General features: G+C 60.3%; 18 protein-coding genes. 10 read left to right on the top strand and 8 right to left on the bottom strand.

Features of this window, described 5'->3' with window-relative positions; genetic code table 11:
- Positions 1 to 2: 2 nt before the first annotated feature.
- The 4 genes from DFS28_RS27595 to DFS28_RS27580 form a co-directional block, all read right to left on the bottom strand.
- Positions 3 to 2,258: an Orn/Lys/Arg decarboxylase N-terminal domain-containing protein gene (locus tag DFS28_RS27595; protein WP_111452304.1), complete on the bottom strand. Its 2,256-nt coding sequence runs from the start codon at positions 2,256 to 2,258 to the stop codon at positions 3 to 5.
- Positions 2,259 to 2,395: 137 nt separating this feature from the next.
- The gene (gene dnaQ, locus DFS28_RS27590; protein WP_074876294.1) at positions 2,396 to 3,154 is read right to left on the bottom strand and encodes a DNA polymerase III subunit epsilon; all 759 of its coding nucleotides are present in this window, start codon (positions 3,152 to 3,154) and stop codon (positions 2,396 to 2,398) included.
- A gap of 289 nt (positions 3,155 to 3,443) precedes the next feature.
- On the bottom strand, positions 3,444 to 3,896 hold the full coding sequence (rnhA, locus tag DFS28_RS27585) for a ribonuclease HI (protein WP_111452303.1): 453 nt from the start codon (positions 3,894 to 3,896) through the stop codon (positions 3,444 to 3,446).
- Positions 3,897 to 3,988: 92 nt separating this feature from the next.
- On the bottom strand, positions 3,989 to 4,747 hold the full coding sequence (locus DFS28_RS27580) for a methyltransferase domain-containing protein (protein WP_008152097.1): 759 nt from the start codon (positions 4,745 to 4,747) through the stop codon (positions 3,989 to 3,991).
- Positions 4,748 to 4,812: 65 nt separating this feature from the next.
- Between DFS28_RS27580 and gloB the strand changes: the two genes are divergently transcribed.
- From gloB to fabI, 8 genes are all read left to right on the top strand, one after another.
- Complete coding sequence (gene gloB / locus DFS28_RS27575; RefSeq protein ID WP_111452302.1) at positions 4,813 to 5,580, top strand: hydroxyacylglutathione hydrolase; 768 nt, start codon at positions 4,813 to 4,815, stop codon at positions 5,578 to 5,580.
- Positions 5,581 to 5,679: 99 nt separating this feature from the next.
- Complete coding sequence (locus tag DFS28_RS27570) at positions 5,680 to 7,134, top strand: transglycosylase SLT domain-containing protein (RefSeq protein WP_111452301.1); 1,455 nt, start codon at positions 5,680 to 5,682, stop codon at positions 7,132 to 7,134.
- A gap of 321 nt (positions 7,135 to 7,455) precedes the next feature.
- Positions 7,456 to 9,288: an extracellular solute-binding protein gene (locus tag DFS28_RS27565; RefSeq protein WP_111452300.1), complete on the top strand. Its 1,833-nt coding sequence runs from the start codon at positions 7,456 to 7,458 to the stop codon at positions 9,286 to 9,288.
- Positions 9,285 to 11,126 (top strand): extracellular solute-binding protein, encoded by a 1,842-nt coding sequence (locus tag DFS28_RS27560; protein ID WP_111452299.1) that lies wholly within the window; start codon positions 9,285 to 9,287, stop codon positions 11,124 to 11,126. Before DFS28_RS27565 ends, DFS28_RS27560 begins: the two co-directional genes overlap by 4 nt.
- 4 nt (positions 11,127 to 11,130) lie before the next feature.
- Complete coding sequence (locus DFS28_RS27555; protein ID WP_008152088.1) at positions 11,131 to 12,204, top strand: microcin C ABC transporter permease YejB; 1,074 nt, start codon at positions 11,131 to 11,133, stop codon at positions 12,202 to 12,204.
- A gap of 1 nt (position 12,205) precedes the next feature.
- Positions 12,206 to 13,225 carry an ABC transporter permease gene (locus tag DFS28_RS27550; RefSeq protein ID WP_008152087.1) on the top strand — a complete coding sequence of 340 codons (1,020 nt, stop codon included), beginning with the start codon at positions 12,206 to 12,208 and terminating at the stop codon, positions 13,223 to 13,225.
- Between the two features lies 1 nt (position 13,226).
- Positions 13,227 to 14,837 (top strand): ABC transporter ATP-binding protein, encoded by a 1,611-nt coding sequence (locus DFS28_RS27545; protein WP_111452298.1) that lies wholly within the window; start codon positions 13,227 to 13,229, stop codon positions 14,835 to 14,837.
- A 21-nt stretch (positions 14,838 to 14,858) separates the two neighbouring features.
- The gene (gene fabI / locus DFS28_RS27540) at positions 14,859 to 15,653 is read left to right on the top strand and encodes an enoyl-ACP reductase FabI (RefSeq protein ID WP_111452297.1); all 795 of its coding nucleotides are present in this window, start codon (positions 14,859 to 14,861) and stop codon (positions 15,651 to 15,653) included.
- A 181-nt stretch (positions 15,654 to 15,834) separates the two neighbouring features.
- Here the strand turns inward: fabI and DFS28_RS27530 are convergent, their stop codons facing one another.
- A complete protein-coding gene (locus DFS28_RS27530) occupies positions 15,835 to 16,701 on the bottom strand; it encodes a LysR family transcriptional regulator (RefSeq protein ID WP_111452296.1) in 867 nt (288 codons plus the stop codon).
- Positions 16,702 to 16,813: 112 nt separating this feature from the next.
- Here DFS28_RS27530 and DFS28_RS27525 point away from each other — a divergent pair, with 112 nt between their 5' ends.
- Entirely contained in the window at positions 16,814 to 17,239 is a 426-nt protein-coding gene (locus tag DFS28_RS27525; RefSeq protein WP_111452295.1) for a VOC family protein, read from the top strand.
- Complete coding sequence (locus DFS28_RS27520; RefSeq protein WP_111452294.1) at positions 17,236 to 18,513, top strand: amidase; 1,278 nt, start codon at positions 17,236 to 17,238, stop codon at positions 18,511 to 18,513. Before DFS28_RS27525 ends, DFS28_RS27520 begins: the two co-directional genes overlap by 4 nt.
- Here DFS28_RS27520 and DFS28_RS27515 read toward each other — a convergent pair.
- The 3 genes from DFS28_RS27515 to DFS28_RS27505 form a co-directional block, all read right to left on the bottom strand.
- The gene (locus DFS28_RS27515) at positions 18,460 to 19,059 is read right to left on the bottom strand and encodes a GGDEF domain-containing protein (protein WP_111452293.1); all 600 of its coding nucleotides are present in this window, start codon (positions 19,057 to 19,059) and stop codon (positions 18,460 to 18,462) included. The two genes, DFS28_RS27520 and DFS28_RS27515, sit on opposite strands and share 54 nt — an antisense overlap.
- 74 nt (positions 19,060 to 19,133) lie before the next feature.
- The gene (locus DFS28_RS27510) at positions 19,134 to 19,712 is read right to left on the bottom strand and encodes a hypothetical protein (RefSeq protein WP_111452292.1); all 579 of its coding nucleotides are present in this window, start codon (positions 19,710 to 19,712) and stop codon (positions 19,134 to 19,136) included.
- A 1-nt stretch (position 19,713) separates the two neighbouring features.
- A complete protein-coding gene (locus DFS28_RS27505) occupies positions 19,714 to 21,882 on the bottom strand; it encodes a xanthine dehydrogenase family protein molybdopterin-binding subunit (RefSeq protein WP_111452291.1) in 2,169 nt (722 codons plus the stop codon).
- Position 21,883 lies beyond the last annotated feature (1 nt).

The raw sequence follows: 21,883 nt of genomic DNA, 5'->3' as shown, positions 1-21,883 counted from the left end.
CCTCATTCCTTGATGCAATCAACGGTATACAGCCGTCCATTGCCCTCGTCTTCGTGTTGCAATCCGTGTACATCAGCGACAAACCCCGGGAAGCTGCTATCGAACGTGCGGGCAAACGCCAGGTAATCGATGATCGAGCGTGTCGACTCGGTAAAACGCTCGCCGGGCATGATCAACGGAATCCCCGGCGGGTACGGCACCAGCATCACCGCGGCGATCCGCCCATCCAGTGCATCGATCGATACCGCTTCCACCTCGCCACGCACTAATTGATCATAGGCGTCAGACGGCTTCATGGCGATTTCCGGCAGCACTGTGTACATGCGTTTCAGGTGTTTGGCCGTGGCATTGCTGCGATAGCAGGCGTGCAGTTGATCGCACAAATCGCGCAACCCCATGCCCTGATAGCGCGTGACATTTTCTTGTGCCACGCACGGCAGGCACGTCGCGAGGCTGACATTGGCATCGTAGCTGCGCTTGAACTCCAGTAACTCGGTCAGCAGCGTGCTCCATTTGCCCTTGGTGATGCCCATGGAGAACAGCACCAGGAATGAATACAGCCCGGTCTTTTCAACGACCAACCCACGTTCCCAAAGGAACTTGCTGACCACCGCCGCCGGAATCCCGCGCTGGCTAAGGGCGCCGCCTGCCGTCAGGCCCGGCATCACCAACGTGACCTTGATCGGATCAAGCAGCACGTAGTCGTCGGTCACGCCGCCAAAGCCATGCCAGTCGGCGTCGGGTTGTAGCAGCCAGTCGTCGGTGATCACGCGGTCGATGCCTTCCACCGACGGCGGCTGCCAGATGGAAAACCACCAATCGTCAGCGGCGATGTGCTGACGCAAATTGGCCAGTGCCCGGCGGAAACTCAGCGCTTCGTCGAACATTTCCTGCAACAGCGATCGCCCGGCCGGGCCTTCCATCATGGCCGACGCCACATCCAGCGAAGCGATGATGCTGTACTGCGGCGAGGTTGAGATGTGCATCATGAACGCTTCATTGAAGCGATCCCGATCCAGTTGCCGCGCGCCGCCGTCCTGGACGTGAATCATCGATGCCTGGCTGAACGCCGCCAGCAGTTTGTGGGTGGAATGGGTGCTGAACACCAGAGGGCCGCCTTCACTGCGGGAAGTGCCCATGCCGTAACGTCCGGCGAAGAACTCGTGAAACGCCGCGTAGGCGTACCAGGCCTCATCGAAGTGCAAGACCTCGACACTGTCGCCCAGTTGCTGCTTGATCAGCTCAGCGTTGTAGCAGAGGCCGTCGTACGTCGAATTGGTCACCACCGCCAACTTGACCTTGGGCGCCCGGCCCTTGGTCAGCGGGCTGGCGTCGATCTTGGTCTGAATCGATTCGCGACTGAATTCGCTCAATGGAATCGGGCCGATGATCCCCAGCTCATTGCGCTCCGGGCACAGGTACAGCGGAATGGCGCCGGTCATGATGATCGAGTGCAATATCGACTTGTGGCAGTTGCGATCCACCAACACCAAGTCATCGCGAGCGACCATCGAATGCCAGACGATTTTGTTGGCGGTCGAGGTGCCATTGATCACAAAGAAAGTGTGATCGGCGCCGAAATTGCGGGCCGCACGGGCCTCGGCTTCTGCCAGCGGACCGGTGTGGTCGAGCAAAGAACCGAGTTCCGGCACCGACACCGACAAATCGGAGCGCAGGGTATTTTCGCCGAAGAACTGGTGAAACGCCTGACCCACCGGGCTCTTGTGGTACGCCACGCCGCCGCCATGGCCGGGGGTGTGCCAGGAATAGTTGGAGTCGGCCGTGTGCTGCACCAGCGCTTTGAAAAACGGCGGGAGCAGACCATCCAGATATTTGCGTGCCGCTCGAGCGACCTGCCTGGCCAGAAAAGGCACAGTGTCTTCGAACAGATAAAGAATCCCGCGCAGCTGATTGAGTTCGGCCATGGCATCGGCCGGAGCGTTCTCCAGGGTCACCTGCTCACCCAGCGCGAAGATCGGCAGGTCGGGCGCACGCACCCGCGCCAGGCCGATCAGCTCGGCCATGTTGTGCAATAGATGAGAGTGAGTGCTGGCGTCTTCAGCCGCAATCAACATGCAGGAAAGACCGTGATGGGTCGAAGCGACCAGTCGCCCTTCGGTGTAATTCACCGCCGAGACAATGCTGAAGCCTTCCTGCTCCAGCTCCCGGGCAATGCCACGCACGCGATCACCGGCCACGGTGTCGGCCTTGATGTCGCGATGGACGATCAGGACCGGGAATTTCAAATCTTTATACATGGGGCTCAGTGTCCTGAGGCGGCAGACCGTGGTCCGCCAATCACCTCAGGGTAGAGGGTTCGAGCGCATGTGGCGAGTGTGATGCACTGAAATGGGTCATCAGGCGCGTTACGCTTGATCAAGATCAAAAATCGCAGCTACGCCTGAGCCTTGGCTTCAGCCAGTTGCTGCCAGAGCGATGGAGCGCCGGCGGATTTGGCGATGACTTCCAGGCGTGCCATGTGCTGGGCCAGGTCATCCTCGCTGGCACGGATGATACGCGTCGGTTGACGATCGACCGGCAGGCGGCGGATCTCGGTGGCGGAGTTGTCCGCACCTTCCCCGGAACCATTGCCATCGGAAGCATTACCGGCCAGGGACAGGCTGGTCTGGCCGCCCGTCATGGTCAGGTAAACGTCGGCGAGGATCTCGGAGTCGAGCAAGGCGCCGTGCAGTTCACGACCGGAGTTGTCGACGCCATAGCGTTTGCACAAGGCGTCGAGGCTGTTGCGCTGCCCCGGGTGACGTTCCCGGGCCATCATCAGGGTGTCGAGGATCGAGCAGTGCTGCGTGATGTCCGCACGATCGTGCTGGCCCATCAGGGCGAATTCGTTGTTGATGAAGCCAACGTCGAACGCCGCGTTATGGATGATCAGCTGCGCACCCTTGATGAATTCAAAGAACTCATCAGCCACTTCGGTGAAGCGCGGCTTGCCGACCAAAAATTCGTTGGTGATGCCGTGGACGCCAATGGCGCCTTCATCACTCTCGCGGTCCGGTTGCAGGTAAACGTGGAAATGCCGGCCCGTCAGGCGCCGACCGATCAACTCGACACAACCGATTTCGATAATCCGGTGGCCGTCGGTCACCGGCATGCCGGTGGTTTCGGTATCGAGTACAACGGATCTGGTGGCCATCAGTGCTCAGCTCTCAACGGGTCATTCGTGCAAAAGCGGCGATGTTAACACGCTCGCGAGAGCGTCAACGACCGGTATTCAGACCAGCACAGGCCGCCGCGATTTTGATGTTGTGATTTCTTGAGGGCCGGGGTTGCCCGCGATGGCCCCTGGCCGGAGCACCGAGTCGCGGCCTTCGCGAGCAAGCCCGCTCCCACATTCAACCGTATTCTCATGGAAGAACTCGATGAAATGTGGGAGCGGGCTTGTTCGCGAAGAGCGATGACGCGGTGCATCGGTAGAGCCGGAATCAAGCCTGCTTGCAACCGCGCACTTCATCCACGCCACGATTGGCCAGTTGGTCGGCGCGTTCGTTGCCGTGATGGCCAATGTGCCCGCGCACCCATTTCCAGGTGACGTTGTGGCGATTGACCTGCTCATCCAGCAACTTCCACAGATCAGCGTTTTTCACCGGTTCTTTCGCAGCGGTTTTCCAGCCGCGCTTCTTCCAGTTGTCCATCCACTCGTTGATGCCTTTCATCACATATTGCGAGTCGGTGACCAGCAGCACGTCGCAGGAGCGCTTGAGTTCTTCAAGGCCACGGATCGCGCCCATCAGCTCCATGCGGTTGTTGGTGGTGTTGGCTTCGCCGCCCCACAGTTCTTTTTCAACGCCCTTGCACACCAGCAAAGCGCCCCAGCCGCCAGGGCCAGGGTTGCCTTTACAGGCGCCGTCGGTGAAGAGTTCTACGCTATCGCTCATGCCAATCTATCCAGAAAATGCGGTGGCTCGCCGATCAGTGATCGACGATGCCCGAGGCCGGGGCAAACCCGGCCGGGAAAATAAAAAGTGTCTTACGGATCGATGCGGCGACGATTGACCTTGGCCATCGGCAATGGAATCAGCTTGCCCATCGGTTCGCGCCGCTCCTGACGGACGGGACGCAGGCCCACCACGATCTTGCGCGCAACCAATAAATAGAAGCCGCCACCCGAGAGTTGCCAGTCACCGGCCTTGCGCTCCCAACCGGCCAGACGAGCCTGCCAGGCGGGTGACGCAAGCGGCGGACGATAGCACCCGAAGCGGCGTTTCTCCAGCGCGAAGCCCAGCAGGTTCAGCCAGTCACCGACTCGCGAGGGGGAGATGCAGCGAGCCTTGCGCAAGGCGTCGTGAGCAAAAACGTGACGCAAGCCCCAGGTGCTCCAGGGGTTGATCCCGACGATCAGCAGATGCCCGCCAGGCCGCACGCTGCTCGCCGCTTCGCGCAGCAGACCATGGGGCGACAGGCAGAAATCCAGCCCATGCTGCAACACCACCACATCGGCGGCATGCTCGCTCAAAGGCCAAGCCTGCTCTTCGCAGACGATCTCGACACCCGGCAACGGCGCGCCGAGTCGCACATTGCGCTGCACTTGCGGCGCCGACGGCGGCGTCTGGGCCGACGGACCGTAATGCACCAGGTAGCCACCGAAGAACCGCCCCAACTCGTCTTCGAGCATGCGACGTTCTTCGTCCAGCAAAAATTGCCCGATAGGGCCGGACAGCCATTCACGGGCCGCGCTGATCAATGTCAGCCATTCAGGATCAGCCTGAGCGAACGCTTTATCGGTCATTGCATTCTCCAACGCGCCAGGAAGTTCTAAGATGCGCCATTGTTTTCCGCTTGGCGAATCCGACGATGATACAGATCAGTGCCCTGCCCGCCTTCACCGACAACTACATCTGGTTATTACAAGACCACCGCACCCAGCGCTGCGCAGTGGTCGATCCGGGCGATGCCGCGCCAGTACAGGCCTGGCTCGCCGCGCATCCGGGTTGGGTGTTGAGTGATATTTTGATCACTCACCATCATCATGACCACGTCGGCGGCGTCGAGCAGCTTAAAAAAGCGACAGACGCGACAGTCTATGGCCCGGCCAGTGAAAGCATCCCGGCGCGGGACGTGGCACTCAAGGACAATGACCGCATCAGCGTGCTGGGCTGGGACTTCGATGTCATCAATGTACCGGGCCATACCCTCGGACACATTGCCTTTTATCACCAGGGCCATTTGTTTTGTGGCGACACCCTGTTCGCCGCCGGTTGCGGGCGCTTGTTCGAAGGCACGCCGCAGCAGATGCATGCCTCACTGAGCCGCCTGGCCGCGCTGCCTGAAGATACGCTGGTCTACTGCACTCACGAATACACGCTGAGCAACCTGAAGTTTGCCGTAGCGGTCGAACCGGGCAATCCGGACACCGCCGCACGTCTGGAAAAAGTCACCGCGCAACGCGAAGCCGGAATCATGACGCTGCCCTCTACTCTGGCGCTTGAAAAGCTAACCAACCCGTTTTTGCGTGTCGACGAAACATCCGTTAAAGAAAAAGTGGACGAACGGAATGGAACCCAAAACCGGGCTCCGAGTGCGGTTTTTGCTGCTCTTCGTGCTTGGAAAGATAAGTTCTAAGTAGCCATCACGTTGGTACAAAAATTCTGAATGGTTGACCGCAGGGGGTGCGCTTTCTAGAATCGCCCGACATTTTTGCCCGGAACTTACTTCCAGCCAATGTCGTCATCTATTCGTAAAGCCATCAATTCAGACGCATTGACCCGCTTGGCTCAAGCCATTGCGGTGGCTGTGTCCGCCACTCTGGCGGGCTGCTCAAGCCATGTGCCGCAGACCGACGCGGCACACACTCCGAACATCGCCGCCCGGGCCAAGCAGAAACCTATCTGGCTCAGCGAAAAACCGACTCCACAAATTCCACAAGATGTCTGGGAGCGCATGCGCCAGGGCTTCCAGTTGCAGGACAACCTGGGCGTCAACCCGCGCATCGAGCAACAGCGCCTGTGGTTCGCCAGCAACCCGTCCTTCCTCGAAAACGCCGGCGAACGCGGCAGCCTCTACATTCACTACATCGTCGAACGCCTTGAAGAACGCAACATGCCGCTGGAACTGGCGCTGCTGCCAGTGATTGAAAGCGCCTACAACCCGATGGCCTATTCCCGGTCCGACGCCGTTGGCTTGTGGCAATTCATCCCTTCCACCGGGCGTTACTTCAACCTGCGTCAAACCCGATTTTATGATGGCCGTCGCGATATCACCGCCTCGACCACCGCGGCCATGGATTACCTGACCCGCCTGCACGACATGTTCAACGGCGACTGGCTGCTGGCCCTGGCGGCGTACAACGCCGGCGAAGGCACGGTCAGCCGGGCCATCGAGCGCAACGAAAAGCTCGGCTTGCCGACTGATTACTGGAACCTGCCGCTGCCGGCCGAAACCCAGGCCTACGTGCCGAAGCTGCTGGCCTTGTCGCAAGTGGTGCTGGCACCTGAAGCCTACGGCGTGAACCTGAACCCGATCGCCAACGAACCGTACTTCCAGGTCGTCGAAATCAACCAGCGCATGGACCTGTCCAAGGTCGCCGCGGTGGCTAACATCGACGAAGACGAACTGTTCCAGCTCAACCCGGCCTTCAAGCAGCGCACCACCATCGATGGCCCACAGCATTTGCTGGTGCCAACGTCCAAGGCGCAATTGCTGACTGCCAGCCTGTCGACCATGCGTCCTGAAGAGTTGATCAGCAAGAAGTCGCTCAAGCCGGTATTCGAAGGCTCGGACGACTCCGAAATCGCCGGCCTCAAACGTGCCTACCGCGTCAAACGCGGCGACAACCTGGCCGCCATCGCCAAGGCCAACAAGGTCGACGTCAAGGACCTGCAGCGCTGGAACAAGATGACCGGCAAGAACCTCAAGGCCGGCCAGACACTGGTCATGCAGGACACCACCAAACGCAGCAGCGGCCGGGTCAACACCGTCGTGGCGGCGAACAGCAAAGCAAACAGTAAAGCTGACCAACAGAAGCCGCAGACCCAGTACAAGGTCCAGCAAGGCGATTCGCTGTACATGGTGGCCAAGCGTTTCAACGTTGAAATGCAGCACCTCAAGCGCTGGAACCCACGTGTTGGCCAGGCGCTGAAGCCTGGTCAGATGCTGACGGTGGCTTCCCCTCGCTAAAATGAGCCCCTGACTTCAGGGGCTTTTTTTCGCCCTGCAGAGTTTGCGAAGAACCTTGTAGCAGCAGGCGAAGTGTGGTGAGGGGATTTATCCCCGTCGGGCTGCGAAGCGGCCCCACCAGTTCATTCGCAACACGCACTTACAGGATTGACGACTGCTGCGCAGCCGAACGGGGATAAATCCCCTCACCACACTTCGCCTGCTGCTAAAGGGGGTCTGCTTGCGCAATTAACCCCGCATTAAGTCCCGTCTTTTTCCTGTCGATACAAGCTGTTACTGTACGGGCCACAAAGCCCAAGCCGCCTGGATCGGATCCCTGACTTGAAGTGTCCCCTCCTCCTGCTCCTGATCAGCCTGGCCTTGAGCTCCCCCGCAAGCGCGACGATCAGCGAAAGCCATGGTTATGCGCAGTTCGGCACGCTCAAGTACCCGGCCAGATTTACCCACTTCGACTGGGTCAACCCGCAAGCGCCCAAGGGCGGTACGTTGCGGGTGATGGCGTTTGGCACCTTCGATACGCTCAACCCCTACACGTTCAAGGGTTCAAGCCCGGTTTCCACGCCGAATTTCCTGCAATACGGCATCAACGAGCTCAATGAACCGCTGATGGTCGGCACCGGCCAGTACGCGCCGTCCGGCGATGAACCCACCTCAAGCTATGGCCTTATCGCCCAATCCGTGGAATACAGCGAAGACCGCAGCTGGGTGGTGTTCAATCTGCGCCCCGAAGCGCGTTTCCACGATGGCACGCCGATTACCGCCTATGACGTGGCGTTTTCCTACCGTTTGCTGCTCAAGGAAGGCCATCCGCAATACCGCACCAACCTTCAGGAAGTGTCGCGGGTCGACATCCTCAATCCGCAGCGCATCCGTTTCGTCTTCAAGCGCGCCGGCAATCCGTTGCTGATCTTGCGGCTGGGCGAATTGCCGGTGCTGCCCCAGCATTACTGGAAAGGTCGCGACTTCAAGGCCACCACCTTCGAACCGCCGCTGGGCAGCGGGCCGTATCGCATCACCTCGGTAGAGCCGGGGCGGCGGATCATTTTCGAACGGGTCAAGGATTACTGGGGCAAGGACCTGCCGGTCAATCGCGGCAAATACAACTTCGACCGCATGGAAGTCGAGTTCTACCGCGACAGCGACGTCGCGTTCGAAGCCTTCAAGGCCGGCGAATTCGACATCTATATCGAGCACCAGGCAAAGAACTGGGAAAACGGCTACAGCTTCCCGGCGGTGCAGCGCGGCGACGTCATCAAGGCGCAAATCCCGCATCAGATCCCTACCCAGAGCCAGGGTCTGTTCATGAACACCCGGCGCCCGGCCTTCTCCGAGACCAAAGTCCGTGAAGCGCTGGGCCTGATGTTCGACTTCGAGTGGACCAACCGCACCCTGTTCAGCGGCGCTTACCAGCGCGCCATGAGCTACTACCCCAACAGCGAGTTCTCCGCGACCGGCCTTCCGGTCGGCCATGAATGGCTGATGCTGACGCCGTATCGCGAGCAGTTGCCCGCCAAGCTCTTCACCGAGCCGTTCAGCCTGCCGCAGACCCAAGGGCGCGGCATCCCCCGGGAAACCATGCGCAAGGCCCTGGGCCTGCTTGCGGAGGCCGGCTGGAAGCTCAATGGCCAACACGTACAGAACGCTGCCGGGCAACCGTTGCGTTTGGAGATTCTGCTGGTCAACCCGAACCTGGAGCGCATCCTTCAGCCTTACGTCGAGAACCTCGCCAGCATCGGCATCGACGCTCGGCTGCGCACGGTCGATCGCGCCCAGTACAAGCAACGCCTCGATCAGTTCGATTTCGACATGATCCTGATGACCCTCAACCAGACGCTCAGTCCGGGCCTGGAACAATGGCAGTACTTCCATTCCAGCCAGGTCGGGGTCAAGGGCAGCAAAAACTACGCCGGTATTGCCAATCCGGTGGTCGACCATTTACTCGAACAATTGCTCGCCGCCCAGACCCGCGATGAACAGGTCGCCGCCGGCAAGGCCCTGGACCGGGTGTTGCTGTGGCAGCACTACATCATTCCCAACTGGTACCTCAATTATCACCGCCTGGCCTACCGCAACCGGTTCGCCTTCGTCACCACGCCGCCCTACACATTGGGCCTGAGCGCATGGTGGCTGAAATCTTCGGAGAAAGATCGATGAAACCCGTACGCACCCTGCTCTTGCAGGCCAGCGGTCTGTTGTTCGCCGGGCTGGCCTGTGCCGCCCCGCAACATGCCCTGACCCTGTACAACGAGCCGCCAAAATACCCGGCCGATTTCAAACATTTCGATTACGTAAACCCCGACGCACCCAAGGGCGGGATCTTCCGCCAGGCCGGTTTCGGCGGCTTTGACAGCCTCAATCCCTTCATCAACAAGGGTGTCGCCGCCGACGACATCAGCATGATCTACGACACCCTGGCCAAACAGGGCCTGGATGAACCGTTCACCGAGTACGGCCTGGTGGCCGGCAAGATCGAAAAAGCCCCGGACAACAGCTGGGTGCGTTTCTACCTGCGCCCCGAAGCGCGCTTCCACGACGGACATCCGATGCGCGCCGAAGACGTGGTGTTCAGTTTCCAGACCCTGATCAAGGACGGCGCGCCGCTGTACCGCGGTTACTACAGCGATGTCGAGGAAGTGGTCGCTGAAGACCCGCTGACGGTGCTGTTCAAGTTCAAACACAACAACAACCGTGAGCTGCCGCTGATCCTCGGCCAGTTGCCGGTACTGCCCAAGCATTGGTGGGCGACGCGCGATTTCACCAAGGGCAACCTGGAAATGCCATTGGGCAGCGGCCCGTACAAGGTCAGCGAAGTCAAGGCCGGGCGTTCGGTGCGCTATGAGCGGGTCAAGGATTACTGGGGCAAGGACCTGCCGGTCAACCGCGGGTTCTACAACTTCGACGTGATGACCACCGACTACTACCGCGACAACACCGTGGCCCTGGAAGCACTCAAGGCCGGGCAGTTCGATTACTGGCTCGAGATGGCCGCAAAGAACTGGGCCAATGCCTACAACATCCCGGCCGTCACCGAGGGCCGGTTGATCAAGGAACAGATCCCCAACGGCAACCCCACCGGCATGCAAGGCTTTGTCTTCAACCTGCGCCGCCCGGTGTTCCAGGACGTGCGCGTGCGCCAGGCCCTGACCCTGTTGCTGGATTTCGAATGGACCAACAAGCAACTGTTCAACGGCGCCTACGCGCGCACCCGCAGTTATTTCGAGAATTCGGAAATGGCTGCCAGCGGCCTGCCGGACGCCGATCAACTGGCGATCCTCGACCCGTTCCGCGGCAAGATTCCCGAGCAGGTGTTCAGCGAGGCGTTCCAGAATCCGGTGACCGACGCCAGCGGGATGATCCGCACCCAGCAGCGCAAAGCCTATCAACTGCTGCAAGAGGCGGGCTGGCGAATTGTCGATGACAAGATGGTCGACGCCAATGGCAAACCGGTGACCATCGAGTTCCTGTTGGCCCAGACCGAATTCGAGCGGGTGCTGCTGCCGTTCAAGCGCAACCTGAGCGACTTGGGCATCGACCTGGTGATCCGCCGGGTCGACGTCTCGCAGTACATCAACCGCGTGCGTTCCCGGGACTTCGATATGATCGTCGGCAGCTTCCCTCAGTCCAATTCACCGGGCAACGAGCAACGCGAGTTCTGGATGTCCGCCGCCGCCGACAAACCCGGCAGCCGCAATTCCATGGGCCTCAAAGACCCGGTGGTGGACCAATTGGTCGAGCAACTGATCAACGCCGATTCGCGCAAAAGCCTGGTGGCCCACGCCCGCGCACTGGACCGCGTGCTGCAATGGGGCTATTACGTGATCCCCAACTGGCACATCAAGACCTGGCGCGTGGCGTACTGGAACCACATCGGCCACCCGAAAATCTCCCCCAAGTACGACATCGGCATCAATACCTGGTGGGTCAAGCCCGATGCCAAACCTGCGGTAGAAGTCGAAACCAAACTGCAAGCCGACCCTGCGGGCACGGAGTAATCAGATGCTGGCGTATATTTTTCGGCGACTGCTGCTCATCATCCCGACCTTGCTCGGCATTTTGCTGATCAACTTTGTGATCATCCAGGCCGCTCCCGGCGGGCCGGTAGAGCAGATGATCGCCAAGCTCGAAGGCTTCGAAGGCGCCACCAGCCGCATCGCTGGCGGTGGTGCCGAAGTCTCGGTGGCGGGCTCCGCCTATCGCGGCGCCCAGGGCCTGGACCCTGCGCTGGTCAAGGAAATCGAGCACATGTACGGCTTCGACAAATCGGCGCCGGAACGCTTGTGGATCATGATCAAGAACTACGCGACGCTGGATTTCGGCGACAGCTTCTTCCGCGACGCCAAGGTCATCGACCTGATCAAGGAAAAGATGCCGGTGTCGATCTCCCTCGGGCTCTGGAGCACGCTGATCATGTACCTGGTGTCGATCCCGCTGGGGATCGCCAAGGCCACGCGACACGGCAGCCACTTCGACGTCTGGACCAGTTCGGCGATCATCGTCGGTTACGCAATCCCGGCGTTCCTTTTCGCCATCTTGCTGATCGTGGTGTTCGCCGGCGGCAGTTATTTCGACTGGTTCCCGCTCAGGGGGCTGACCTCCAACAACTTCGATGAGTTGAGCATGGGCGGCAAGGTGCTCGATTACTTCTGGCACCTGGCATTGCCGGTGACGGCGCTGGTGATCGGCAACTTCGCGACCATGACCCTGCTGACCAAAAACAGCTTCCTCGACGAAATCAACAAGCAGTACGTGGTCACCGCCAAGGCCAAGGGCCTGACCAACCACCGTGTGCTCTACGGCCATGTATTCCGCAACGCCATGCTGCTGGTGATCGCCGGGTTCCCGTCGGCGTTTATCGGGATTTTCTTCACCGGTTCGTTGCTGGTGGAAGTGATCTTCTCCCTCGACGGCATGGGGCTGATGAGTTTCGAGGCGGCGATCAACCGCGATTACCCGGTGGTCTTCGGCACGCTGTTTATCTTCACCCTGCTGGGTCTGGTGGTGAAATTGATCGGTGACCTCACTTACACCTTTGTCGATCCGCGCATCGACTTCGAAAGCCGGGAGCATTGAGATGAACCTGTCCCCTCTCAATCGTCGACGTTTCGAACTGTTCAAGGCCAACAAGCGTGGCTGGTGGTCGCTGTGGCTGTTTCTGCTGCTGTTCGGGTTGAGCCTCGGTGCCGAACTGATCGCCAACGACAAACCGCTGGTGGTGCACTACGACAATGGCTGGTACTTCCCGGCGCTCAAGCGTTACCCGGAAACCACCTTCGGCGGCGAATTCCCGCTGGAAGCCAACTACAAGAGCCCGTACATCCGCGAATTGCTCAAGGCAAAAGACGCCTGGGTCCTGTGGGCGCCGATTCCCTACAGCTATCAAAGCATCAACTACGACCTGAAAGTCCCGGCCCCGGCGCCACCCTCTGTCGACAACCTGCTGGGCACCGATGATCAGGGCCGCGACGTGTTGGCGCGGGTGATTTACGGCTTCCGGATTTCGGTGCTGTTCGCCCTGACCCTGACCATTCTCAGCTCGATCATCGGCGTAATTGCCGGGGCCTTGCAGGGTTTCTATGGCGGCTGGGTGGATTTGGCCGGGCAGCGTTTTCTGGAGATCTGGTCCGGGCTGCCGGTGCTGTACCTGTTGATCATTCTCGCCAGTTTCGTCCAGCCGAATTTCTGGTGGCTGCTGGGGATCATGCTGCTGTTCTCGTGGATGAGTCTGGTGGACGTGGTCCGCGCCGAATTCTTGCGAGGACGTAATCTGGAATACGTGCGCGCCGCGCGGGCGTTGGGCATGCAGAATGGTGCGATCATGTTCCGCCACATTTTGCCCAACGCCATGGTCTCGACCATGACTTTCATGCCGTTCATTCTGACCGGCGCCATCGGCACCCTGACCGCTCTCGACTTTCTGGGCTTCGGTCTGCCGCCTGGCGCACCATCCCTTGGTGAGCTGGTGGCCCAGGGCAAATCCAACCTGCAAGCGCCGTGGCTCGGTATGAGCGCGTTTGCCGTGCTGGCGTTGATGTTGAGTTTGCTGGTGTTCATCGGCGAGTCTGCTCGCGATGCCTTCGACCCGAGGAAGTGAAATGAATCAGGACAATCTGATCGAAGTGCGCGACCTGGCCGTCGAATTTGTCGTCGGCGAGCGCGTTCAACGGGTGGTCGAAGGCGTGAGCTTCGATATCAAGCGCGGTGAAACCCTGGCGCTGGTGGGGGAAAGCGGCTCCGGCAAATCGGTGACCGCCCACTCGATCCTGCGGCTGCTGCCCTACCCGCTCGCCCGGCATCCGTCCGGGACCATTGAGTACGCCGGGCAGAACCTGCTGAGCCTGAAAGAGAAAACCATCCGCCACATCCGCGGCAACCGGATTGCGATGATCTTCCAGGAGCCGATGACCTCGCTCAATCCGCTGCACTCGATCGAGAAGCAGATCAACGAAGTGCTGGGCATTCACAAAGGCCTGATCGGCAAAGTCGCGACCCAGCGCACGCTGGAGCTGCTGGAAATGGTCGGCATCCCGGAGCCCGAGAAGCGCCTCAAGGCGCTGCCCCATGAATTGTCTGGCGGCCAGCGGCAGCGGGTGATGATTGCCATGGCCCTGGCCAACGAGCCGGAATTGCTGATCGCCGACGAGCCAACCACCGCGCTGGACGTCACCGTTCAGCTTAAAATCCTCGAATTGCTCAAGGAATTACAGGCCCGGTTGGGCATGGCGCTATTACTGATCAGTCACGATTTGAACCTTGTGCGAAGAATTGCGCATCGCGTATGTGTCATGCAGCGCGGTTGCATCGTCGAACAGGCATCGTGCGAAGAGTTGTTCCGCGCACCGCAGCATCCGTACACTCGGGAACTGCTGGCAGCGGAGCCCAGCGGCAAGCCAGCGACCAATGTGATTGGCCCGCCCTTGCTGCAAGTCGAGGACCTGAAAGTCTGGTTCCCGATCAAGAAAGGCTTTCTGAAAAAGACTGTCGACCACATCAAAGCGGTGGACGGAATCAATTTCAGCCTGCCTCAGGGCCAGACTCTGGGGATTGTGGGAGAAAGCGGTTCGGGCAAGTCGACACTGGGTTTGGCGATTTTGCGGCTGATCGGCAGCAAAGGCGCCATCCGTTTTGAAGGCAAGCAGCTAGACTGCCTGACGCAGCAACAGGTTCGACCGCTGCGGCGGGAGATGCAGGTGGTGTTTCAGGACCCGTTCGGCAGCCTGAGCCCACGGATGTGCGTGAGCCAGATCGTCGGCGAAGGCCTGCGGATCCACAAGATGGGCACCGAGGCGGAACAGGAACTGGCGATTATTGCGGCACTCAAGGAGGTAGGTCTGGATCCGGAAACCCGGCACCGCTACCCCCACGAATTTTCCGGCGGGCAACGGCAGAGAATCGCCATTGCCCGGGCATTAGTGCTAAAACCGGCGTTGATTCTGCTGGACGAGCCGACATCGGCCCTCGACCGGACAGTGCAACGCCAAGTGGTGGAGCTTTTGCGTTCGCTGCAAACCAAGTACAACCTGACGTATCTGTTTATCAGCCATGACCTGGCTGTCGTCAAAGCGCTGAGCCACCAGCTGATGGTGGTCAAGCAAGGCCAAGTGGTCGAACAGGGAGACGCGCAAAGTATTTTTGCGTCGCCCAAACATCCGTATACACAGCAGTTGCTGGAAGCCGCTTTCCTGGCCCCAGCCACTGCGCAATAACCTGAAAGAGAGGAGCAACACATGGGTTTTCTCGCCGGTAAGCGCGTACTGATCGTCGGTGTCGCCAGCAAGCTGTCCATCGCATCCGGCATCGCTGCCGCCATGCATCGCGAGGGCGCTGAGCTTGCCTTCACTTATCAGAACGACAAACTCAAGGGTCGTGTCGAAGAGTTCGCACAAAGCTGGGGTTCCAACCCTGAGCTGTGCTTCCCGTGCGACGTGGCCAGCGATGAAGAAATCGCCAAGGTCTTCGTTGAGCTGGGCAAGAAGTGGGACGGCCTGGACTGCATCGTACACTCCGTCGGCTTTGCCCCGGGCGACCAACTGGATGGCGACTTCACCGAAGCCACCACCCGTGAAGGTTTCCGCATCGCTCACGACATCAGCGCCTACAGCTTCGTGGCCTTGGCCAAAGCCGGTCGCGAAATGATGAAAGGCCGCAACGGCAGCCTGCTGACCCTGTCGTACCTGGGCGCCGAGCGCACCATGCCGAACTACAACGTGATGGGCATGGCCAAGGCTTCCCTGGAAGCTGGCGTTCGTTACCTGGCCGGCTCCCTGGGCCCGGACGGCACCCGCGTCAACTGCGTATCGGCTGGCCCGATCCGCACCCTGGCCGCTTCCGGCATCAAGAACTTCCGCAAGATGCTGGCTGCCAACGAAGCGCAAACTCCGCTGCGTCGTAACGTCACCATCGACGAAGTCGGCAACGCCGGCGCCTTCCTGTGCTCGGACCTGGCGTCCGGCATCAGCGGCGAAATCATGTACGTGGACGGTGGTTTCAACACCACGGCCATGGGCAGCCTCGAAGAGTAATCTTCGGTCAGCCAAATAAAAAACCCGCCTCTTCAGGCGGGTTTTTTTGCCTGCGATTTGAGACCTGACGCAGACCCCCTGTGGGAGCGGGCTTGCTCGCGAAGGCGTCGTGTCAGACGACATCAATGTTGAATGAACAACCGTATTCGCGAGCAAGCCCGCTCCCACAGGGGGTTGTGGTTTAGCTTTCGATTTGGGTGAGGCACCGGGCAAACAGCTGCTGGATCGGCTGTGTGCGCTGGCTGTAGCGCTGCAACAGGACGATCTCGCGGAAGAACGTCAGCTCGCCCAACGGGATGATCCTGACCTTCGCCCCATGCTCAAGCCAGAGCCCCGCCTCGGGTAGCAGCGACACTCCCAACCCGCATTCAACCATCTTCACGATGGCTTCCAGCTCATCCAGCTCCAAAGCCACCTGCACATCAATCTGCTGCTCACGCAAAAAACGAGTCACCAGTCTTCCACCGAACGAATTGCGGTCGTAACGCACATGCGGATGGCTCGCGAGGATCTGCAACGGCTCATCGCCTTCAAGGTCCGTCGGCACGATCAATACAAACGGTTCCTTGCGGATGACCTGCGCTGACAGTTCCTTGGGCAACTCGAAAGGCGGTTTGATCAGGATCGCCAGATCCACCTCACCGGTGTCCACCTGGCTCAACAGGTTCAGCGACACGCCGGGCACCAATTTCGGTTCCAACAACGGTGCCTGTTGCCTCAGCCGCAGCAACGCCTGGGGCAGCAGTCCGGTCTGGGCCGTGGCCACCGCGCCTATTTTCAACTCGCCGCGATACTCACTGACATCATCGCTGACCGCCATGCGGCTGAAGGTCTCAAGGATCTCCCGCGCCATCGGCAACGCGCGCTGGCCCGCCGCATTGAGAATCGCCTGACGTCCGGTGCGGTCGAACAAGCGAATACCCAGGGCTTGCTCCAGATTGCGCATCTGCGCGCTGACCGCCGACTGCGTCAGCCCGACGTGCATCCCGGCCGCCGCGAACGTGCCATAGCGCGTGACGGCAATGAAGGTTTTCAATTCGCGCAACATAGACGTTCTCGATTGATCGAAATAATTTGAGCTCGACGCAAAAACTATCGTCTTTCAATCAAAAAGCACAGCGCTAAACTCAGGCTGAATCCAGACAGCCGAGGCACATCCGATGCAACTCTCCCCTTTCCACTTGGCCATCCCGGTCTACGACCTGACTGCCGCACGCAATTTCTATGGTGAAGTGTTCGGCCTGGAAGAAGGTCGCTCAAGCGATCATTGGGTCGATTTCAATTTTTTCGGCCATCAGCTGGTCATTCACCTGGCACCGAAAAACGCCTTTCAAGAAGCCGCTCACACCAATGCCGTCGACGGCCACAACGTGCCCGTGCCGCATTTTGGTGTGGTCTTGGGGATGGACGAATGGGAAGCTCTGGCCGAACGCCTGAAAGCCCTCGATACCCGATTCGTCATCGAACCGGGCATTCGCTTTCAGGGATTGGTGGGTGAGCAAGCCACGATGTTTCTCTTCGACCCTTGCGGCAATGCGCTGGAGTTCAAGGCGTTCAAGGACATCACTCAGTTGTTCGCCAAATGATCCGCCCAGTCCCGGATGCCACGGCCCTCAGTCAGTCCGTGATCAAGGGTGAGACGACCGCCGCCGCCATCGCCGAAACGGTCCTTGAGCGCATTCAGGCGCTGGAGCCGGACATCCAGGCCTTCGTCTCGTTCGATGCCCGAAAAGTACGCACCGATGCTGCGTTGCACAACAGTCGTGGCTTGCTGGCCGGGGTCCCGGTGGGGGTGAAGGATGTCTTCGACAGTGCCGACCATCCGACCCAATTCAACTCGCCCATCTATGCCGGTCATCAACCGGCCCGGGATGCCCATGTGGTGACCCTGCTGCGCCAGGCTGGCGCGCTGATCATGGGCAAGACCCACACCACTGAATTTGCGTACATGCACACTGGCCCGACCCGCAACCCGCATGACCCGGACCGCACGCCGGGCAGCTCCAGCGCCGGTTCGGCGGCCGGGATGGCAGCGGATTTCTTTGCGGTGGCGCTGGGCACCCAGACGGCCGGTTCACTGCTTAAACCGGCGTCCTATTGCGGTCTGTTCGCGTTCAAACCGTCGTTTGGGCTGGTCTCGCTGGAAGGCGTAAAGCCGCTGGCGCCGAGCTTCGACACCGTAGGCTGGTACGGTCGCTCGGTGCGGGATCTGCACTTGGTGGCGCGGGTGTTGATTCCAGGTTTTGCAGTGCCTGAGGTTGAACCACGCCCTCTGCAATTGGGCTTCTATCGCACAGCGCGCTGGGATCAGGTCGACCCCGAGGTGGCCAACGCCCTGGAACAGGCCGTGGACCACTTGCGCAGCGCCGGCCATCAGGTCGACGACGTGCAACTGCCGGATGAATTTGCCGGGGTATTCGACGATCACCTGTTAATCAACGACTGCGAAGGCGCCCGCTCTCTGGCGAAGGAGTTTCAGGGACACCGCGCATTGTTAAGCCCTTCGACCCTGGCAATGTTCGACCGGGCGGCGGCGACCACCTGGGAACAGGAGTCCGCTGCCAAGGCCCGGTTGGCGGCGCTTGCACCGCGCCTGAATGAACGCTGCCAGCCCTACGACGCGATGCTCGGTCCCTGCTGCGGGATGGTCGCGCCCATGGGCCTGGAAAGCACCGGGCCCTCGGATTTCATTAAGTTCTGGGGCGCGTTTGGCTGGCCGCAGGTGAATATCCCGCTGGTTCGCGCAGAAGGATCGATGCCGATCGGTTTACAGATGATCGGTCGGTTCCGAAATGACGGTTCGTTGCTACGGGTGGCCGAACGGGTCGCTGCCGATTTGCTCACTGACCGCGGCCAGTAAGCCCTCGGCCGTCTCGTGAAGCGCAGGATGAAACTCGATCTGATCGACGCTGTAGTGGATGTCATAACCGCGATGCACCGTGGCATTGCGCTCTTCGAGTATTTCTTCGAGTCGCGCCCTGATCGCGGGTATTTCCACAACGCTTGAGCCAGTCAGCAACGCGACGAATTTGTCGCTGCCCCACCGGCCGATCACATCGCTCTCGCGAAAGGCGATGCGCAGCACATCAGCAAAGATTTTCAGAGCGTTATCGCCCTCGGCACGACCATAGAGATAGTTGATGTGTTTGAAGTCATCAATATTGAACAGCAGCAGCGTCGCTGGCTTTTTCAGCTGTTGGCAGGCATCCAGTCCTTGTTGGGCCAGCGCTGTAAAACCGTGTCGGTTGGAGAGCAGGGTCAACTCGTCCATGCTCGCCATCTGCACGCCCATCAGCTCCTCCTCGGCCTTGCGGGCCAAGTCACGCAGCAGCTCGCGCTCCTGCAGAGGCGTGCGCAACGAGTCGGCGCACGCGCCTGGTTTTACCGGTTTGCCTGGGATCAGCATTTCTCACTCCATTGGCGGGTATATTTCTTAGAGTCTTCCATACCCGCTTTGACTCCCTGTTAACGGACCGCCGGTCAGCTACCCGCGACCGGACATGGCCCTCCCGCATCAGCCCAAAGCTTGAACTGGGTGACGAAAATGTCGTGCGGCACTGGCACCGGCGCCCTTCCCTGACCCGGATTCCAGCCCCAGAGCACCAATTTGTCGTCGCTGACATGCTTGATCAGCGCGGCGAAATCGCGGTCACCGTTGCTGGAACGGTCCTTGATCATTGCGCACAATTTATCGGCCGGCAGACCGATCCAGGCCATTTTGTGCGCGGCGGGCGGCAAGCTCCAGTGCGGCGCCCCTGGTGGTGCGTGAGCGCCGTAACTGGCCGGCGGATTACGCTCAGCGTGACAGGTAGCGCAGGGCAAACCCGCCGCGCCCTTGCCGTCCATGCCCCGCACGACGTTCATGGCGTGAGGGATCCCGGCGTCGAACTGCAACGGCGAATCGCCGGGGATATGGCAGTTCTGGCAGCGTGGGCTCTGAAAGACCTTTTGCACGGTATCGAACGCCTTGATCGCTTCCTTATCGTCTGCGAACAGGTCCTCGGCGTAGCCGACCAGGCCAATCAACACCACCGCGCCAAGCATCAGATGTCGTCTCATCTCACACCCCCGACAGTTGCAGCGGCAGTTCCCGCAAGCGTTGGCCGGTCAGGGCGAACACCGCGTTGGCCACTGCCGGCGCCGTGGGCGGCACACCGGCCTCACCGATGCCGCCGGGTTTGTCGCTGCTGGGGACGATATGCACCTCTACCACCGGCATCTCGTTGAGCCGCAGCACTTGATAGTCATGGTAATTGGATTGCACCACCTGCCCGTTCTTGAAGGTCAGTTTGCTGTGCAAGGTAAATCCGAGGCCGAAGGTGATGGCCGATTCCATTTGCGCCGCGATGCTCATCGGATTGACCGCAATGCCGCAATCCACCGCACACACCACCCGATGCACGCGAATCGCCAGGTTGTCCTGGGACACCTCGGCCACTTGGGCGACATAGCTGCCGAAAGACTCATGCACCGCGACACCCAACGCATGGCCGTCCGGCAGTGGCGCCTTCCAGTTGGCTTTCTCGACGGCCAGGTTCATCACGCCAAGATGCCGTGGATGGTCCTTGAGCAAGGTTCGTCGGTATTCGACCGGATCCTTGCCGGCCGCCTCTGCCAGTTCGTCGATCAGCGACTCCATCACGAACGCGGTGTGGGTGTGCCCCACCGAACGCAGCCAGAGCACGCGGATGCCGGTTTGCGGCGAATGCAGATCAACCTGGTGATTCGCCAAACCCTCAAGGTACGGACTGTCGGCGACCCCTTCGACAGAGGTCTTGTCGATGCCATTCTTGACCATGGTCGCCTCGAATGACGTGCCCGCCATGATCGACTGCCCGACCATCACATGCTTCCAGGCGATCGGCAGGCCGCCGGCATCGAGGCCGATGCGGGCCTGATGGAGGAACGCCGAGCGGTAGTAGCCACCGCGAATGTCGTCCTCCCGGGACCAGACGGTTTTTACCGGTGCACCCGCGGCCTTGGCGACTTCCACGGCTTCTGCGACAAAGTCCGAGGTCGGATTGGCCCGGCGACCGAAACCGCCGCCGAGAAACTCGGTATGAATCTCCACCTGCTCGGGTTTGAGCCCGGTGATTTTCCCGGCGACCATTTGATCCAGCGTCTGGAACTGGGTGCCGGTCCAGATTTCGCATTTGTCCTGGGTGATTTTCACTGTGCAGTTGAGCGGTTCCATCGGCGCGTGGGCCAGGTACGGCACGCTGTATTCGACATCAATGGTCTTCGCCGCTTTACCCAGACCCGCCGCGACATCACCGGCCTGACTGGCCGAAGCGCCAGGGGTGGCGGCGAGCTTGCGGAAGCTTTCCAGCAGCGCCTGGCTGTCGAGCCCGGTGTTCGGCCCCAGGTCCCAATCGACCTTCAACGCATCGCGCCCCAGCTTCGCCGCCCAGTAATGATCGGCAATCACCGCCACCCCGGTGGGCACCTGCACCACTTTGTGCACGCCCGGAATCGCCAGCGCTTCGGCGCCTTCGAAGGATTTGACGCTGCCACCGAACACCGGCGAACGCGCGACCATGGCGGTCATCAGGCCGTCGAACTGCACGTCCATGCCGAACTTGGCACGGCCGGTGATTTTCTCCGGGGTGTCCAGGCGCTTGGTCGGTTTGCCGATGATTTTCCAGTCCTTGGACTCCTTGAGCTTGATCGACGCCGGATCCGGCACCGGCAGCTTGCCGGCGTCATCGGCCAGTTCACCGTAAGTAGCGCGTTGGTCACCGGCAATCACCACACCCGATTCGGTGCGAATCCCGGAGGGCGCGACGTTGAAGCGTTTGGCCGCCGCGTCGATCAACATCAAACGCGCCGCTGCCCCGGCCTGACGGTAGCGGTCGAACTCCATCCAGGTCGAGGTCGATCCACCGGTGATTTGCATCCCGCCAAACCCCGCCAGACCATACTCGGCAGCCGAAGCCGGTGCATGTTCGACGCGGATCTTCGACCAGTCGGCGTCCAGTTCTTCGGCGATCAGCATGGTCAGGCCGGTCCAGATGCCCTGGCCCATTTCCGAATGGCCGAGCAGCATGGTGACGCTGTCGTCATTGCCGATCCGTAAAAACGCATTGGGCGCGAAAACATTGCCTTGATTCTCGGCGCCCATGGCAAAGCGATGGCCACCGGGGATGACAAACGCCACCACCAGACCACCGCCCAGCACCGCGCTGCCCTTGAGGAAACCGCGGCGTGACAGAGGATTGAGGCTGTTCATT

The organism is Pseudomonas sp. 478 (assembly GCF_003254125.1).
In the GTDB taxonomy this organism is placed as follows: Bacteria; Pseudomonadota; Gammaproteobacteria; order Pseudomonadales; family Pseudomonadaceae; genus Aquipseudomonas.
This window is presented reverse-complemented; position numbering and strand designations above follow the sequence as displayed.